This window comes from Paenibacillus cellulosilyticus, assembly GCF_003182255.1.
Taxonomy (GTDB): domain Bacteria; phylum Bacillota; class Bacilli; order Paenibacillales; family Paenibacillaceae; genus Paenibacillus_T; species Paenibacillus_T cellulosilyticus.
This window is the reverse complement of the sequence record NZ_QGTQ01000002.1, coordinates 41,705-58,407: the sequence shown is the minus strand read 5'-3', so window position 1 is coordinate 58,407 and position 16,703 is coordinate 41,705. Positions and strand designations below refer to the sequence as shown.

The window sequence follows — 16,703 nt, the reverse complement described above, 5'->3', positions numbered from 1 at the left end:
TTCGCAGCAGACATCCGGCCAATCAGGATGCGAGCGCTTCCAAAACTGGCCAGCTACTATATTGTAGGCATCATGTAAATTTGATAGACTGAGATTGTGCCTGCAATGTTAGATCTGACAGAAGTCTCCTTATTCGCATCCTTGATGGGAAGGGGGTATCGATGGTGTATCGGCTTCTGGTCGTCGATGATGAAGCGTTCGCACTGAAGAGTGTTGTGGATACCATTGATTGGCGTTCATTACAAATCACAGAAGTTTTTTCTGCGTCTGACGCAGAGGAGGCAAGAGAGCGGCTGGGAGAACACGCCGTAGACGTGATGATTTGCGACATCGAGATGCCAGGAGAGAACGGACTAGAGCTGTTAGATTGGATGAAGAAGCGGGGGATAACGACAGAGACGATTTTTCTAACCGGCCATGACAAATTCGATTATGCGCAGACGGCGCTGCAGATTGGCTGCTTCGACTACCTGCTGAAGCCAATTGCACATGATAGGCTGAAGGAAACGGTCATGAAGGCGCTGCGTAAGCTGGAGGATACGCGTAGGAAGCTGTCCCTCCATTCGAAGGCGGAACGGTACGAGAATTTGCTCAAATCCCAAAAGCATGTGCTGGTGGATCGATTCTGGACCGACCTGATTGAGCCGGCAGGCGAGACAGCGAATGTGTCCGTGTCAGAACTGCACACGAGCTACCTGTCGATGATACATCCAGAATTTTCAGCCAATGACGTCTTTATTCCGTTATTAGTTAGTGTGGACCGCTGGAAGCAGAGCTTCGGCAGCCGTGACGAGAACATTCTGGAGTATGCAATGATGAATTCGGCGCGGGAGACGGTGCTTCGCGATTGGATGGGCACGGTCGTCAAATGTCGCAGCGGCGCGATCTTCATCATTATTTATGCCGCCAAGCGAATCGCGAACGACATGAAGGAACTGGAGTGGCGATGCCGGCGTTTTATTGCGGATTGCAACCAGTACTTCTACTCGCATGTGTCCTGCTACATCGGCTCGCCAGGTCCGATAACGGGTATTGCGGCCAGCTGTGCGGAGCTGCTTGATATGGAGCGGCGGAACGTGTCGAGGTCCGATTCGATCTTCGTAGAAGGCGGCAATTATGAGGATCAAGCGAGCATGCTGACGGTGATTTGGCCGTCCGAGCTTGCGGTTTTGTTTGAATCAGGCAAAAAAGAGGAACTGCAGCGTCGACTCGACGAGCTATTCCGCTTATACGAAAATCAAAAATCGTTTTCGAAAGAAAACCTGAAAGCGTTTTACTACCATTTTGTTTCCATGATTTATCAGACTTTCCACAAGAACGGGATTTCGGTAGATCATGCCCTGGAGTCGTTGAATCGTCATGACGACATGCTGCAAGCTACGAAATCGTTATCGCAGCTTAGAGCATGGACGAAACGAATGATCGATGCTTCGATGAGCGCGCATGAGAAGCATCGCAACCGTGAGCCTTCCGTCGTTGAGTTGATCGAGCAGTATGTACAGTCCCATATGTCACAAGACCTGACTAGAGAAGACATTGCGGCATTCCTTCATTTTAATCCGGCCTATTTATCGAGATTGTTTAAGAAGGAGACAGGTCTGTCCTTGTCGGACTACATCATGGATCAACGGATGACGCAGGCGAAGCGGCTGCTCAGCGAATCGGACTTGAAAGTAAGCGACGTAGCGGAGATTACCGGTTATCGTAACTTCTCCTACTTCTCCAAGCTGTTCAAGAAGCAGGAAGGGTATACACCACAGGAATTCCGCAAGCGCAACAAACGGTAAATGTCACAATTGGGTATGTAACGCATCTAATCAGCACTTTGTCGAAAGTGTACCATTTGCTACAATAGCGTAACAAGGCAAAAAAAGGCTGGACGGCTTTGTGCCGCCCGGCTTTTTTTGTCGAATGAAATCATACCTCTCTCTGTGGAAGGATGCGTGTAAGCGTTGAGGATTGATGCTCATCAGCATTATTGGAATATTGAGCGTGGAAACTTAGGTTGGCTGGAGGAAGGGACAATTCTGTATCGAAGCTACCTGCCGAATGACTTGAAACTTAGTCTTAATAAGCATGGAATCGAGGCTTCTATCGTTGTACAAGCAGAGCCGAAGCATGAGGAGACGGATTTCCTGCTGTCATTGGCAGAGGCAAACCTGAGCATCGCTGGGGTTGTTGGATGGCTTGATTTGAAATCACCGAATTACAAAGACGTCTACGAACGGTTCAAGCGTAATCCTAAGTTTGTTGGCTTCCGAGTGATGATTCAAGAAATGGCGGATCCGAATGAAGTGCTGACTCCTTCGTATATCGAGGCGCTGACGTACTTCGCTGAGCAAAAGCAGCCGCTTGACCTTCTTATGCGCGCTTCTCAGTTGGACGCCGTTGTCCGACTGCTGGAGAAGGTGCCTCATCTGCATGCGGTAATCGATCATATCGGTAAACCGCAGATTGCAGCAGGTGAGCTGGAGCCTTGGAAGGAGCAGCTAAGAATCATTGCGAGCTACCCGAATGTTTATTGCAAGCTGTCTGGCATGGTGACGGAGGCGGATCACAGCCAGTGGGAGCAAAAGCAGTTTGCACCTTATGTTCAGCATGCGATCGAATGCTTTGGCTCGAAACGGATTATGTTCGGCAGTGATTGGCCGGTTTGTCTGCTCGCTGCAACGTACGATCAATGTATGGAAGTGCTGGAGTCAGCCTTGCCTGAAGCGTATGGAACAGATGAGCGAGAGGCGTTATTCGGGGGAAATGCGGCGAGGTTCTATCAGCTGTAGGGAAGTCGGGCATCGTCGAGAGGCATCGATAGTGGATTTTTCATCGCATTTAACGTTAATGATAATATTAAAAAGATAACCAAACCATAAATAACACGCCTATTAACCATTTGATGGTAGATAGGCGTGTTTTTGTGTCTTTCTACAATAATTTAGAAAATGCTCCAGTCACACTCGACCGACATGGTCTCGAGCAGTCTTACGCCTGCAATGCTGTTACCGCGTTGATCTAAGGCCGGGCCAACAACGCCAATGCCGTATTGGCCAGGGACAACAGCTAGTATACCGCCAGCTACGCCGCTCTTCGCCGGTATGCCTGCCTTAATCGCGAATTCGCCAGATGCATTGTACATCCCGCAGGTGAGCATGAACGTCTTGGCAATCTGTACATAGCGGCGCGGCAGCAATTGACGATTGGCGAGCGGGTCGAATCCGCCGTTGGCAAGTATAAGTCCCATCCTAGCGAGATGGCGGCAGTTGACCTCGATCGCACAATGATTGAAATAAACGCTGAGCACTTGCTCGACGTCCGTATGAGCCTCGAGTACATTGTTATCCTTTAAGAAGTAGGCGAGAGAGCGATTGCGGTAAGCGGTAGCTGCTTCAGAGCTGCTGACCGTCTCGTTATAGCCGATGCTGTCATCGCCCGCCATGAGGCGCATGAAAGCAAGGATACGCTCGGTCGTTTCTGCCGGACTGCTGCCACGAATGAGGGACGTGACTGCAATTGCGCCGGCATTAATAAGAGGATTGAATGGGATGCCAGGTTCAACGAGCTCCAGCTTCAACATGGAATTGAAGTCGTCGCCGGTCGGCTCCATGCCGACCTTGGCGAATACGGCTTCTTCGCCGTTGTCGATCAAGGCTAATAGTAGAGTGAATACTTTAGAAATACTTTGCATCGTAAACATAAAGCTGCTGTCGCCGCCATTGATCATACTGCCATCCGCGGCGAGGAGCGTAATGCCCAGCGCCTCTTTGGGCGCTTTGGCAAGCTCCGGGATGTAGGCTGCAGGTGAGCCATTATGGGCGTAGGGTCTGCAGTCTTCCAGCCACTGCGGCATGCTTGAAGCGATGAAACGCCATTGATCGTTCAACCAAATCTCACTCCTAACAGATGGGCATATTCCAAACCAGATATGGTTATTATAAACACGAATTCGCCCTATGAAAAATGAACAATTGGTGAGTAGTATTAATAATTTTGTTATTAACAAAAAAGTTTAGCCAAGGTATATTGACTTTGAAAACGCTTTGAATTATGATTGCTGTAACAAATTTATTAATGATTAATGGATTTGCTGATCGCTCGATCGTCGTAAGCACGGTCAGTCGATTGGGAACTTGTCCATCATTAATCGGGGGTGGCGTCAGGACTCTCAAGTAAGCGTCGCTGAGGGTAATTGCAAGGGGATCTAGAAATTGTTTTAGCAGAGAAATGAATGCGGTTTCAGATGTGTAGTAGCATTATAACATCATCAGGAGGGAATATCCTATGGCAAAGAATAAGTATCTTATTTCCATCTTGGCCCTGATCATCGTATTTGCTGGTGTCCTCGCGGGCTGCGGCAGCAGCAGCAAAGAAGAAACGAAATCCGACTCGGCAGACAGCGGCACGAACGCAAGCACGAGTTCCGGCGAAACGAAAAACCTGACGTTTATGTTCCGCGGCGGTCCAGACGAGCAAAAAGCTTATACGGCAGTCATTAAACAATTCGAAACTGACCATCCAGGTGTGAAGGTCAAAATCATAACGACGACGGCTGACCAATATGCGACGAAGCTGAAAGCAGCAATCGCTGGTCACTCCGTACCAGACGTATTCTACTATGATCCAGGCGATCTCCGCGCTTACGTTAACAGCGGCGTTCTGGCTAATATCACGCAATACGTTGAGAACTCCTCGATTGATATTAATAATATCTGGCCATACGGCGTTAACTTCTATCGTTATGACGGCAGTGTAACGGGTCAAGGCGACATCTACGGTCTTCCTAAAGACGTTGGTCCTTTCGCACTCGGCTACAATAAAACGATGTTCGAAAAAGAAGGCATCGCGCTTCCTGATAAAGACAAGCCTTACACATGGGACGAGTTCATCAAAGTTAACCAACAGCTGACGAAGGACACGGATGGCGACGGAAAAGTTGACCAATTCGGTACGGGCTTCAACGTTAACTGGATGCTGCAATCGTTCGTATGGAGTAACGGTGCTGACTGGCTCGACTCGACGAAAACGAAAGTTACGATCGACGATCCGAAATTCGCAGAAGCGCTTCAGTACTTTGCTGACATGCAGAACGTATACAAAATCACGCCTTCGGTTCAAGAAGCGCAAACGCTTGATACGTACCAACGCTGGATGAAAGGCGAAATGGCGTTCTTCCCAGTAGGTCCTTGGGATATGAGCACGTACGAAAGCCTTCCATTCGAATATGACCTGATTCCTATGCCAGCAGGTTCGACAGGCGAACCAGCTACGTGGCTTGGTTCCCTCGGTATCGGTGTATCCGCTGATTCCAAGAACCAATCCGAAGCAGCTGAGCTCGTTATGTACCTGACGGCTTCCAAAGAAGGCATGGAGCAGCTCGTAAGTGCAAAAGTTCAAATTCCGAACTTGATCGACATGGCTCAAACGTGGGCAGCAGACACTTCCACGAAGCCAGCTAACAAAGAAGAGTTCCTGCAAGTTGTTAACGAATACGGTCGTCCAATCCCAGGTACGCAAACGTACAACGCTGAATGGTACAACCTGTTCTTCACGGATATCCAACCCGTTCTTGACGGCAAAGTTACAGCTGCAGACTACGTGAAATCCGAACAACCTAAGATGCAAAAACTGCTTGATAAAGCAATCGAACAAGAGCAAAAATCGAAAAAGTAATAAGTAAGTCTGTCAACAGCAAAGATTAATGCCGGGAGAAATGATGCTAGCTGCTGTTACGATGCTGCAGTTAGCATCATTTTGATTCCGGATATCCAGGGGTGAGAGCCATGCCAACCAAATCGAAACTATATCGCAAAGAAATGATTTACGGTTACTTGTTTTTAGCGCCACCGGTTATCGGGATGTTGTTGTTTACCATGTATCCGATGCTGTACTCGATCTACGGCTCTTTTACAGACTGGGACGGACTCGGCCAAATGAATTTCATAGGCTTGGATAACTACAAGGACTTATTCACGGATGAATTGTTCCACAAAGCAATGTTCAATACGTTCTTCATGATGATTGGTATTCCGATTGGTCTTGTGCTGGCGCTTCTGCTGGCGATGGGTTTGAACAGAGGTATTCCAGGTACGACAGCATTCCGTGTCATTTATTATGTTCCAGTTATCTCTTCTTTGGCGGCCATTTCAATTCTGTGGCAGTGGGCCTACAACGGTGACTATGGTTTAGTAAACCAGTTCCTCGATCTGTTCGGCATTAAAGGTCCAAACTGGTTGGCTAATAAACATACAGTTAAGCCAGCTATTATGATTATGGCAATCTGGAAAGGCCTCGGCTATTCGATGCTTCTGTACTTGGCAGCGCTGCAAAGCGTCTCCCGCAGCTACTATGAAGCGGCTGAACTGGACGGTGCAAACGGTTTCCAAACGTTCCGCGCGATTACATGGCCAATGGTGAAACCAGTAACGTTCTTCATCGTTGTTACGAGCATTATCGGTGGTTCGCAGATCTTTACGGAGATCAACATTATGACGTCGACAGGCGGTCCAGAGTACTCATCCGCTTCCGCCGTATTCTACATGTGGCAGAAGGCGTTCGGTAACTTCCAATTGGGTTACTCGTCCGCAATGGCTGTATTGCTCGCGCTGTTTATCTTCATTGTAACGCTTGTACAATTTAAGTTTAATGAAAAGTCGTCGGGTGACCTCGACTAAGGAAGGAGTGGCGAAGAATGGTTTTGTCTTCTAAAAAATGGAGTACTGCAAATATAATCATATTCATTCTGCTCTGCATCGGCGCAGTGTTCATGATCGCCCCCTTGCTGTGGATGGTCACGACATCATTCAAGACGAAGATGGAAGTATTCGCACTTCCACCTGTATGGATTCCGGAAGAGTGGCTGACCGCTAAATATTCTGAAATTTGGACGGCTGGCCCGCTGCTTAGCGGTATTAAGAACAGCGTTATCGTAGCTGTTTCGGTTACGTTGATCGGTACGTTCACGTCGAGCTTGGCGGCATTCGCCTTGGCGAAGCTGCAAGTTCCGCATAAGAATAAAATTTTCTTGATGCTGCTCTCATCGATCATGATTCCTTACCCGGCAGTTATGATTCCGCAGTTTATTATGTTCTCGAATATCGGCTGGAACGACACGCTCCTTCCGCTGATTGTACCTGGTCTGTTCGGCAACGTATTCATGATCTTCTTCCTCCGTCAATACCTGACGAGTGTACCGAATGCGATTATCGAGGCAGCTAAGATCGATGGTTCCTCGTACTTCGGCATTTATGCCAAAATCGTATTCCCGCTCATCAAACCGGCTGTAGCAGCGCAATTGATCCTTTGGTTCATGGGCGTATGGAATGACTACCTTGCACCAACGATCTACTTGACATCGGAAGAGAATTACACGTTGCAGCTCGTAATCGGCAACTTCAATGCCATGTATGCGATTCAGACGGACTACCCGCTTATCATGGCGGCTTCCGTCATCTCGCTTCTGCCGATGCTGATTGTGTTCCTCGTATTCCAGAAGCAAATTATCGAATCGGTTGCGATTTCGGCAGTCAAAGGTTAATTGTAAGCAATCTGTCCATCCCTCCACCTGTATGCAGTGTGCGAGGGATGGCTTTTTGCATAGAGCATGCACATCTATCAATAGCGAGGAGTTGTAACTGACGATGACGGAACAGGCACATAAGAAAGACGTACCGACACCTGTATTCCCTGCAGCACCAGTGACGTATCCGATGTATGATGAGGCTGCCATCCACAATGAACAAGCGTGGCAGACGATGAACGTGCATGATCCCGGTATTTTCCGAGATGATGATGGCACTTATTATGTATATTCCACGGATGTGCAGACGAAGGCGAAGTTGACGCCGGGCGTTATGGTACGAAAGTCGAAGGATCTGATCGCCTGGGAATGGGTTGGACGGGCACTTCCTGGCATTCCAGAGCATGCGAAGGAAGAGACCGGTGCAACGAACTTATGGGCTCCTGACGTATTCAAGCACGGTGACACGTATCGGATGTATTACTCTGCTTCGAGCTTTGGTACGAATGGCTCGCTCATCGGTTTAATGACGGCTAAATCGCCTGAAGGACCATGGGAGGATCATGGTGTTGCGATCCGAACGAAGTCTGGTGAACCGGGTCCAAATGCGATTGATGCACAAATTACGGTTGATGCGATGGGCAGCCAGTGGCTGCTCTATGGTTCATTCTTTGATGGCATCCATATTACGCGGCTTCATGCAGAGACGGGTTTGCCGGCTGAGCCGGGGTTCGGCAAGCGAATTGCTGCACGTGATAAGGCAACGAGAGAAGGGGCAGTAGAAGGTCCGTACATCATGTATCACGAAGGGTTCCGCCAATATTATTTGTTCGTTTCTTATGACTCGTTGTTCCGCAACTATAACGTACGCGTTGGCCGTTCGGATTTCATCGACGGACCTTACGTTGATTTCAACGGCAGAAGACTGGACGACATTCATTATATGCCACAATCCGACGTTGGCACGAAGCTGATGGGCGGATACGAATTCAGCGAAGGCGAAGGCTGGGTCATGCCAGGTCATAACTCTGTGCTGCGTGAAGGTGAAGACTGGTACATGGTTCACCATGCGAGAGGGAAGTCGAATCCGCATTGGCCGTACTTGCATGTTCGCCGTATAACTTGGACGCCTGATGGCTGGCCAGTCGTATCGCCGGAGCGTTATGCGGGTGAGAAGGAACAGCCGATCCCTGCTGAGCTTATGGTTGGTGAGTGGGAAACGATCGTTCATCTGCCAGAGGCTGATACGGCAGTAGAGTCAGAGAAGATAAGCATACAACCGAACGGGACAATCAGCGGCTCTGCGTTTGACAATGGTCAATGGCAGCTGGACGAACAGTCAGCGACACTGTCGATTAATTGGCAGGATAAGAACGGTGAGTCACGCACGGCAGTCGCTCGTGTACTGACGGCCTGGGATTGGGAACGGTCGGTTCCAACCGTCGTGTTCACAGGACTTGATGATCGAGGGATTGCCATATGGGGCAAACGGACGAAGGAATAGGCGATAGCGATCGAGAAACAAGGCAAGGCAATGCCATCATTTGGATTTTTGATTACATTATAATGGAAGAAACTCGTCATAGCAGTGAATGATAGAGCGGCAGTCTTGGACGAAATCATGATGTCCTAGGCTGCCGTTTTTTAATCCTGATTCTTGCTAATGTCAAAAAGCCTCATCGTCTACGGCTGTAGACGACGAGGCTTTTCTGTTCGATAGGGGTGTAGAATTGCGATCGTTTCTTATTCCGCTGTCTGCGGCTCTTCCTGCTGCTGATAATACAGCTTGAAGACGAGATCCTGATTGTAGTTACCGAAGCCGGAGCCGAACAGCGTGACGCCACCGACATGCGGGGAGTCTTCTTTGACGCTGATACGGAAGTTCCACTGCTTCTCGCGAATGTTAAGCGACTTGATCGTAACGTTCGAGATCTGGTTGCCGTCGATGAACGTGCCTTGTTCGGTTACTTTAATCACCTTGAGCAGACCGTACTGGTTAACTTCATCCCACCACCAGTCAGGTGTATACTTCCCTCGTTTGCCGCCGAAATCGCCGGGGCTTGTCCAAGTGCCGACTTCTACGCCATTGAGGTGGAACGTAATATCGGAAGGCCAGTTCTGGTTCGTGAACGGCGCTTCGGACGAGATCTCCATCGAAATTTCGAGCTCCTCCGGCGTCTCGTTCTTCAGCAAATAGTTCGGTACCTTGTACTCGATGAATCCGCAGCCAAACCACAGAATCTTCGCATTGAAGCGCTCGGCATCGAGGAAGCAGCGAGGTTCGTCGAATTCGCCAATAACTTTCTCCGTCGTTGCAAGGCCGCAAGTCGGTTCGATCTGGAAGTCGGTGTAATGGCCGACCGATACGATCGTCTGATGGTAGGAGCGGCTTGGCGACCATTCGCCCTTGCGCGGGAAGTCGATCGTGATCGCTTCTGCAACAAGCGAGCATACTTTCTTAATGCCGCCTTTGCTCGGGATCATCGTCGCTTGGATGATGCCGGCTTTCTCCAGCTTCTTCACGTGCATCGTCATAATGGCACTGCTGAGACCGAGTGCTTGCGCAAGCTCTTTAATGTTCATATCCTGCTGTGCGAGCAGGTTAATGACTTGCAATCGAACATTGCTTGCAAGAGCTTCATATATCGGCAGCGAGTGCGGGGTTGTATCGATTTTCATGAGTAGGACTCTCCTATTTTGAATAAAATCGTCAATTAGGGGAAACGCTTTTGGATTACAATTGGAAGAACACTACAGTTACAATATAAACCAAATACTAGCAATGACACAATATGAAGCGCTCTCAATAATGGACCTAAATTGCGTGATGCGCGAGCGGCAAACGATAATTTCATCATAACATATTCATTAATAACTTCACATATATACGAAGCAAATTTCGTGGACGATTATCAGTTTTTTATACGTTTAGAAACGCTTATCCTGCGGTGTGCGACGAGCGATATTTCGCTGGCGACATCCCTACATATTTCTTGAAGCTCCTGTGGAAATAGGTTAAGCTGTCAAACCCGCATACGGTCGCGATCCAGCTGACTTTGTCATCGGTAGTGGCAAGCAGCTGCTTCGCTTTGATGATCCGTCTCGTGGTCAAATAATCCGTGACGTTCATCCCGGTCTTCTGGCGGAAAACGCGGCTGAAATGCGCGGCGCTCACATTCGCAATCTTCGCCAGCGTGGATAAGGACAGCTTATCGCCGCCATTCTTGCTTTGCTCGGCTTCTACATAAGCCAGTATCGTATCAAGCCAATCCGGCCCGCCCGATGATCGAAGTGCCTTGCTGCGGTTAATGGCTTGCGAGCGGCACGTATGGTGCAGCACCGACAGCAGCTTCAGCCAGATCGCAGTGCGGAATCCGTCTTGTTGGCGTTCAAGCTCCTGCTTCATGCTGCTAAGGGAATGCTCGAATTGTGCACGGTCATCTTCGGCAAGTTCGTACAGGTAGTTGTCCGATTGGAACAGCTGATCCGGCTGCCAATGCTCATCGAATGCTGGTGATTTGATGAAGGTCGAGCTGAAGAAGATGGCTGTCGAGGTGACGGGCTCTTCGCTGTCCGGCATGGCACGATGAATCGTGTTCGAAGGGATGACGAACAAGTCGCCGGCCTTCATTTCATAAACGGTATGCTGAATAAAAAAGGTTCCTCTGCCGCTGTGTACGTAGACAAGCTCATGCCAATCATGCACATGATCAGGCAGCTCGAATTGCGGTGTCTTCGTATCGCGGTAGTTGAGGGCGAACGGGAATAGGCCGGTCGCGTCGAACGATTTGCGCAACGGCTTCATAGGCTGGTCGCTCCTTCTAGTAGATTCAATGATCAAAATTGAGCATGTTTTCGCACCGAAACCATACTTTTACGTCTGATCATGATGATACAATAGAAATAACAAAAAAGAAATGAAGGGGAGACGGAATGTGCGTGAAACGTTGGACCGCTTGTCCCGCTTGACCGCAGATGACGCATCACAGCAGCGGCTTACGGCTGTAAAAGCCGAGCCTGTCCGCGTGCTGCAAATCGGGGAAGGCAACTTCTTGAGAGGGTTCGCAGATTGGATGATTCAGCAATGCCGGACGCAGGGCTTGTTCCAAGGTGGAGTTGCTGTAACGCAGCCAAGACCATCGGGTGCGAAGAAGCTGGCAGAGCTGAAGGAGCAGGATGGCTTATATACGCAGCTGATCCGGGGGCTGAAGAACGGAGAGCCGGTTGAAGAGACCGAAGTTATCGCCGTATTCAATGCGATTATCGATCCGTATGCACAATGGGATCGCTTTATGGCGCTCGCTGATGAACCGGAACTGCAGGTCGTTATATCGAACACAACTGAGGCGGGATTGCGTTATATCGAGGTGCCTTGGACGCCGCAGCAACCAGTCGAGTCATTCCCAGCGAAGCTGACGATGCTGCTGTACCGCCGATTCGAGACGTTTGGCGGAGAGGCTAGCCGCGGCCTGATTATGCTTCCTTGCGAATTGCTGGAACGCAATGGCGATACGCTGCTGGAATGTGTGCTGAAACATGCGCAAGATTGGGGCTTGTCCGATTCGTTCCAGCAATGGGTTACTGCGCATAACCGTTTTTTGAATTCGCTCGTGGACCGCATTGTAACAGGTTACCCGGCGGATGATGCGGAAGCGATATTCGAGAAGCTGCAATATCGCGATGCGATGCTGAATGCTGCTGAGCCTTACCACTTCTGGGCGATCGAAGCGGAGCCGGAGCTTGAGCGTGTGCTTCCATTCGTGCAGGCAGGACTTAACGTCGTCTGGACGGATGATCTGAAGCCATACCAGCTGCGCAAGGTGCGCATTCTGAATGGTGCACATACGTTGATGACGCCGATCGGCCTGTTGTCAGGCGCTGAGCATGTGCGTGGGTTGATGGAACATCCATCACTTGGCCAGTGGGTACGTTCAACGGTTGCGAGTGAAATCATTCCGTCGGTACCTATTGAAAAGGAATCACTGACCGCTTACGCCAATGACGTGTATGATCGGTACTTGAATCCGTTCATCCGCCATCGGCTGCTCGATATCGCCATGAACAGCGTGAGCAAGTTTAAGGCTCGTCTGCTTCCAACGTTGATCGCGTATATTGACAATAACGATGCACTCCCTGAGGGGCTCATTCGCGGCTTGGCGGCATTGATCCGGCTCTATCGTGTTGAACGGCAGGAGGACGGCAGTTATACGAGCACAGCATTTGATGGCCAGTCATTGACTGTACGTGATGATGCAGCGGTACTGGAAGCAATGGCTGCGGCATGGAACAGTGGAGCAAGCAGCGCAGCAGTTGAACAAGCGCTGTCACGTACGGATTGGTGGGGACAAGATATTCGCACGATTGCGGGTATGGATGTAGCATCCGCCGTAACAGCTATTTTGGAACAGTGGGAAGACGAGCAGCGATAAGTGACAGCATAGCGCTGAGTCCGAATGTAGACGGCGTTATTGTATAAATAGGAACGATGCAACTGATGCATGTAGCTGGAAAGGTGATTAGTGCGATGAAAACAATTGTATGCCAAGAGCCCAATCGGCTCATTCAGACAGAAACGACGAAACCGGTGCCGGGGGCCGGTGAAGTACTGCTGCGCGTTGCGCGGGTCGGGATTTGTGGGACGGATATGCACGCCTATCGCGGCAACCAGCCGTTCTTCGTCTATCCTCGTATTCTCGGACATGAACTGTCCGGTATTGTCGAGGCGCTGGGAGCAGGAGTTGACGGGATCGAGGTTGGTGATCAGGCGGCACTCATTCCTTATGTCGCTTGCGGGGAATGTGCAGCGTGCCGTAAAGGCAAGTCGAATTGCTGTACGTCGATCTCCGTGCTTGGCGTGCATGCGGATGGCGGCATGCGGGAGTGGTTCGTAGTTCCGGCGAAGCAGCTGCTCGTCGTCAACGACCTGTCGCTCGATCAAGCGGCGGCACTCGAACCGCTTGCGATTGGTGCGCATGCCGTACGTCGTTCTGGTCTCCAGCAGGGGGATACGGCGGTTGTCATTGGCGGGGGACCCATTGGCCTTGGCGTTATGGCGTTCGCGAAGTCTCGTGGTGCACGCGTCATTGCGATGGATATTCAAGACGAGAAGCTTGCGTTCTGCAGCAGCTGGGCCGGAGTAGATGAAACGATTAATGCGCTTAATGCGCCGCTAGAGAAGCTTGAGTCGTTAACGAATGGCGATCTGGCTGATGTCGTCTTCGATGCTACGGGCAGCGTACGCTCGATGGAGGGCGCGTTCCAGTATGCATCGCATGGCGGTTCCGTCGTATACGTAGGATTGGTGAAAGCAGACATTTCGTTCCACGATCCGGACTTCCACAAGAAGGAGTTAACGCTGCTTGGCAGCCGAAATGCGACGATGGAAGATTTTGCGGCTGTCGTTGATGCGGTTAGAAGTGGTGCAGTAGAGCCGACCGGATATATTACACATCGCTGCCGATTCGATGAATTAGTTGATCGTTTCGAATCGTGGCTGCCGCCGGAAGCTGGCGTCGTGAAAGCGATGGTGCAATTCGAATAGCCCTTATTGGAAGAGGAATCCTTCGACAGGATTCCTCTTATTTATTGTTTATCTCCCGTAAGCGTCTTCTCCTGTGGTATGATGAGAGAAAAAGCAGCAGTTAGAACTAATCGGGAGGCGTAACATGTTCGGGAAGTTTTTACTGTTCGGACTATTGTGGTCGATATTCGGTAATCCCTTCTTGGCGTTTATCGCGCTTGTCGTCATCCTGTACATTATCGATCGCCGTTTCATTGGCTTGTCACCCAGCCTGTTGAAGCCGCTGCGACGTATGGGACGAATTCGCAAGCTGCGCCATCAGCTTGACCTAAATCCGAACGACCTGTCCTCTAAGCTTGAGCTTGCGAAGCTGTTGATCGAGAAGAAGAGCTTTAGGCCGGCAAAAGAGCTATTGGAGCCGCTGCAGGACAGAGAGTCGGTCGAGCAATCGGCAGAATATTGGGACGGTCTGGGTACTTGTCTTCTCCGAACGGATGAACTTGAAGCAGGAGAGGCGGCCATCCGCCGAGCGCTCGCGATCAACCCGCGGGTCAAATACGGTCAACCGTACTTGCGTCTTGCTGCGATGAACAGCACGCGGGATACATCGAAAGCGCTTGAGGATATCGAGGCTTTCCAACAAATTCATACCTCTTCTTGTGAAGGATATTACCGTTTGGCAAAGCTGAACAACCTGATGGGCCGGAAAGCTGAAGCGAAGCGCGCTCTCGAGGAATCGACTAAGCTGTACCGGATGCTTCCGCGTTACAAAAGAAGAGAGGAGCGGCGTTGGGCGTTGCTCAGTTATTTGAGCCGCTTGATCGGCTAATTTCTTCATAAAGAGGGGCAACGGACGAATGATGCGGCGCAGGAAATGGTTACTTGCAATCCTTGGACTACTACTCCTAATTGGGGTTAACAACACGATCTACTATTTCACGGCGAAACGGTCGCTCGAGAACAGCATGAGGCATGAAATGCTTGCGGTTGCGAAGCAGATTCAGTTGTCGATTGAACAATCGCGGCTTGGCGGCGAAGTATTCCAAAATCAAATTGGACGCGAGCTGCGCGCGGTTTCGATTGCAGCTCAATATGCGCTCGATCCTGACATCGATAAAGTAACAAACGAGCAGCTGACGGAGCTTGCGACGAAGCTGGACGTCAACCACATCTCGCTATTCCGCCCCGATGAGGCAAGAGACGACATCGTCATTGATAAATCGTCGGATCCTAAGGAGCTAGGTGCCGGTTCGAAAACATGGGACCCATGGTACCAGGCTTTTCAGCAGCTGTTTGCCCTGAAGCCAGTATCGGTCAAATGGGGGCAGGTGCTCAACCACTTCTGGACTGGACCATACGAGAGTGCCACTACGGACGTGGACAAAATATATAAGTGGGGCTATTACTATGATGGCTCTACGAACTATATGCTTGACCCGTACATTAGCAACGAGATGATGAAGCAGTACGAGGATGCGACAGGCGTTAATCGGCTGATCAAACGAGCGATTGAGGACAATGCTTCGCTGCTTGAGATTACGGCCGTTAATCCGGATACTTTCTCGGTCGGTAAGCCGATTCTAACGAAGAACAGTGCCGGTGAGTGGGTTGAACACATCACGCAGGCGCCGATTATTTATGGTGAATACACGTATAAACTGAAGGACGATGTACGCAACATAGAGAAGGCTTACAAATCCAATCGGATTGTGACAGTGAACACGATTGCGAACGATACCCATGTGATCAAAACATACATTCCTGTCCAAATTCCGAAAGGCTCCAGCGTACTTGATTTGGAAGGGAATTCACTTGACCGCTATATTCTGACCATTGTATCGGACTACAAGTTCGTACAGGACTCGCTGGATTCGCAGTTTCTGAACATTGGTTTCATTATTACAATTATTACGGTTTTGAGTGCGCTTCTTGTACTGCTGGTGCGTCATTACTTCCGGCGTTCGCGCAATGAGGTTGTTAAGGAAACGCAGGTTACTTACGTCGAGGAAATCAACCAGCTGCTCGTGTCCGTGAAGGCGCAGCGGCATGATTTTCTTAACTACGTACAAACCATTCAGTCTCTTGTCGATCTGGGTAAGGTGACGGAGCTGAAAGATTTCATGAAAGAGCTGACGGGCGAAATTCAGCTCACCAATGAGATGATCAACATCGGCAATCCGGCGATTGCGGCACTCATTCGATCGAAGCTTGCACAAGCACAGGAGCGCAAGGTGCGCTTCGAGAACAATTTCCACGGACTCGACAAGCTTGACTTCGGCATGAAGTCGCTTGATCTGACGCGTGTCATCGGCAACCTGATCGATAACGCATTCGATGAAGTGATGAAGTATCCGGAGGAACGCCGTTTCATCCGATTGGAAGGCGTACTGGCCGACAACACATTGGAATTCGTCATCCGCAATACATGCGACAACGCCGCTCGCATAGTGGAGGAAGGAAAGCTGTTCGACCAAGGGTTCTCGACGAAGCAAGGTGCCCATCAGGGGCTGGGCTTACCGATCGTCAAAGAGATCGTAACCTCCTACAAAGGTACACTCCAGGTCAAATCAGACGAAGACGGATTTATCGTATTCGCCGTACGACTGCCGCATTATTAATAAGTAATCGAAACAGAAACAAGCGTTGCGCAGCAACGCTTGTTTCATTTCTGTC

Annotated in this window: 13 protein-coding genes; 10 read left to right on the top strand and 3 right to left on the bottom strand. The window is 50.0% G+C overall.

The features are described from left to right. Window positions 1-161: 161 nt before the first annotated feature. Window positions 162-1,787: a response regulator transcription factor gene (locus DFQ01_RS03075; protein WP_110042427.1), complete on the top strand. Its 1,626-nt coding sequence runs from the start codon at window positions 162-164 to the stop codon at window positions 1,785-1,787. Window positions 1,788-1,952: 165 nt separating this feature from the next. After that, complete coding sequence (locus DFQ01_RS03070; RefSeq protein ID WP_110042426.1) at window positions 1,953-2,780, top strand: amidohydrolase family protein; 828 nt, start codon at window positions 1,953-1,955, stop codon at window positions 2,778-2,780. A gap of 152 nt (window positions 2,781-2,932) precedes the next feature. Here DFQ01_RS03070 and glsA read toward each other — a convergent pair whose 3' ends face one another. Next, entirely contained in the window at window positions 2,933-3,877 is a 945-nt protein-coding gene (gene glsA / locus DFQ01_RS03065) for a glutaminase A (RefSeq protein ID WP_245946495.1), read from the bottom strand. A gap of 398 nt (window positions 3,878-4,275) precedes the next feature. On the opposite strand from glsA, the gene DFQ01_RS03060 reads away from it, so the two are divergent. From DFQ01_RS03060 to DFQ01_RS03045, 4 genes are all read left to right on the top strand, one after another. Further along, window positions 4,276-5,664 (top strand): ABC transporter substrate-binding protein, encoded by a 1,389-nt coding sequence (locus tag DFQ01_RS03060; RefSeq protein ID WP_110042425.1) that lies wholly within the window; start codon window positions 4,276-4,278, stop codon window positions 5,662-5,664. A gap of 110 nt (window positions 5,665-5,774) precedes the next feature. After that, the gene (locus DFQ01_RS03055) at window positions 5,775-6,665 is read left to right on the top strand and encodes a carbohydrate ABC transporter permease (RefSeq protein ID WP_110042424.1); all 891 of its coding nucleotides are present in this window, start codon (window positions 5,775-5,777) and stop codon (window positions 6,663-6,665) included. Window positions 6,666-6,682: 17 nt separating this feature from the next. After that, window positions 6,683-7,528 carry a carbohydrate ABC transporter permease gene (locus DFQ01_RS03050; RefSeq protein ID WP_110042423.1) on the top strand — a complete coding sequence of 282 codons (846 nt, stop codon included), beginning with the start codon at window positions 6,683-6,685 and terminating at the stop codon, window positions 7,526-7,528. Between the two features lie 103 nt (window positions 7,529-7,631). Continuing rightward, on the top strand, window positions 7,632-9,014 hold the full coding sequence (locus DFQ01_RS03045; RefSeq protein ID WP_110042422.1) for an arabinan endo-1,5-alpha-L-arabinosidase: 1,383 nt from the start codon (window positions 7,632-7,634) through the stop codon (window positions 9,012-9,014). Window positions 9,015-9,253: 239 nt separating this feature from the next. Here the strand turns inward: DFQ01_RS03045 and DFQ01_RS03040 are convergent, their stop codons facing one another. Together DFQ01_RS03040 and DFQ01_RS03035 are read right to left on the bottom strand one after the other, a co-directional pair. Continuing rightward, window positions 9,254-10,189: an ArsR/SmtB family transcription factor gene (locus tag DFQ01_RS03040; RefSeq protein ID WP_110042421.1), complete on the bottom strand. Its 936-nt coding sequence runs from the start codon at window positions 10,187-10,189 to the stop codon at window positions 9,254-9,256. Between the two features lie 259 nt (window positions 10,190-10,448). Continuing rightward, the gene (locus DFQ01_RS03035) at window positions 10,449-11,315 is read right to left on the bottom strand and encodes an AraC family transcriptional regulator (RefSeq protein WP_110042420.1); all 867 of its coding nucleotides are present in this window, start codon (window positions 11,313-11,315) and stop codon (window positions 10,449-10,451) included. 130 nt (window positions 11,316-11,445) lie between these two features. On the opposite strand from DFQ01_RS03035, the gene DFQ01_RS03030 reads away from it, so the two are divergent. From DFQ01_RS03030 to DFQ01_RS03015, 4 genes are all read left to right on the top strand, one after another. After that, window positions 11,446-12,939 carry a tagaturonate reductase gene (locus tag DFQ01_RS03030; protein WP_174812574.1) on the top strand — a complete coding sequence of 498 codons (1,494 nt, stop codon included), beginning with the start codon at window positions 11,446-11,448 and terminating at the stop codon, window positions 12,937-12,939. 95 nt (window positions 12,940-13,034) lie between these two features. Then, window positions 13,035-14,051 (top strand): zinc-binding alcohol dehydrogenase family protein, encoded by a 1,017-nt coding sequence (locus tag DFQ01_RS03025; protein WP_110042418.1) that lies wholly within the window; start codon window positions 13,035-13,037, stop codon window positions 14,049-14,051. A 124-nt stretch (window positions 14,052-14,175) separates the two neighbouring features. Then, a complete protein-coding gene (locus tag DFQ01_RS03020) occupies window positions 14,176-14,859 on the top strand; it encodes a tetratricopeptide repeat protein (protein WP_110042417.1) in 684 nt (227 codons plus the stop codon). A gap of 28 nt (window positions 14,860-14,887) precedes the next feature. Next, complete coding sequence (locus tag DFQ01_RS03015; protein ID WP_110042416.1) at window positions 14,888-16,648, top strand: sensor histidine kinase; 1,761 nt, start codon at window positions 14,888-14,890, stop codon at window positions 16,646-16,648. Window positions 16,649-16,703: the final 55 nt, after the last annotated feature.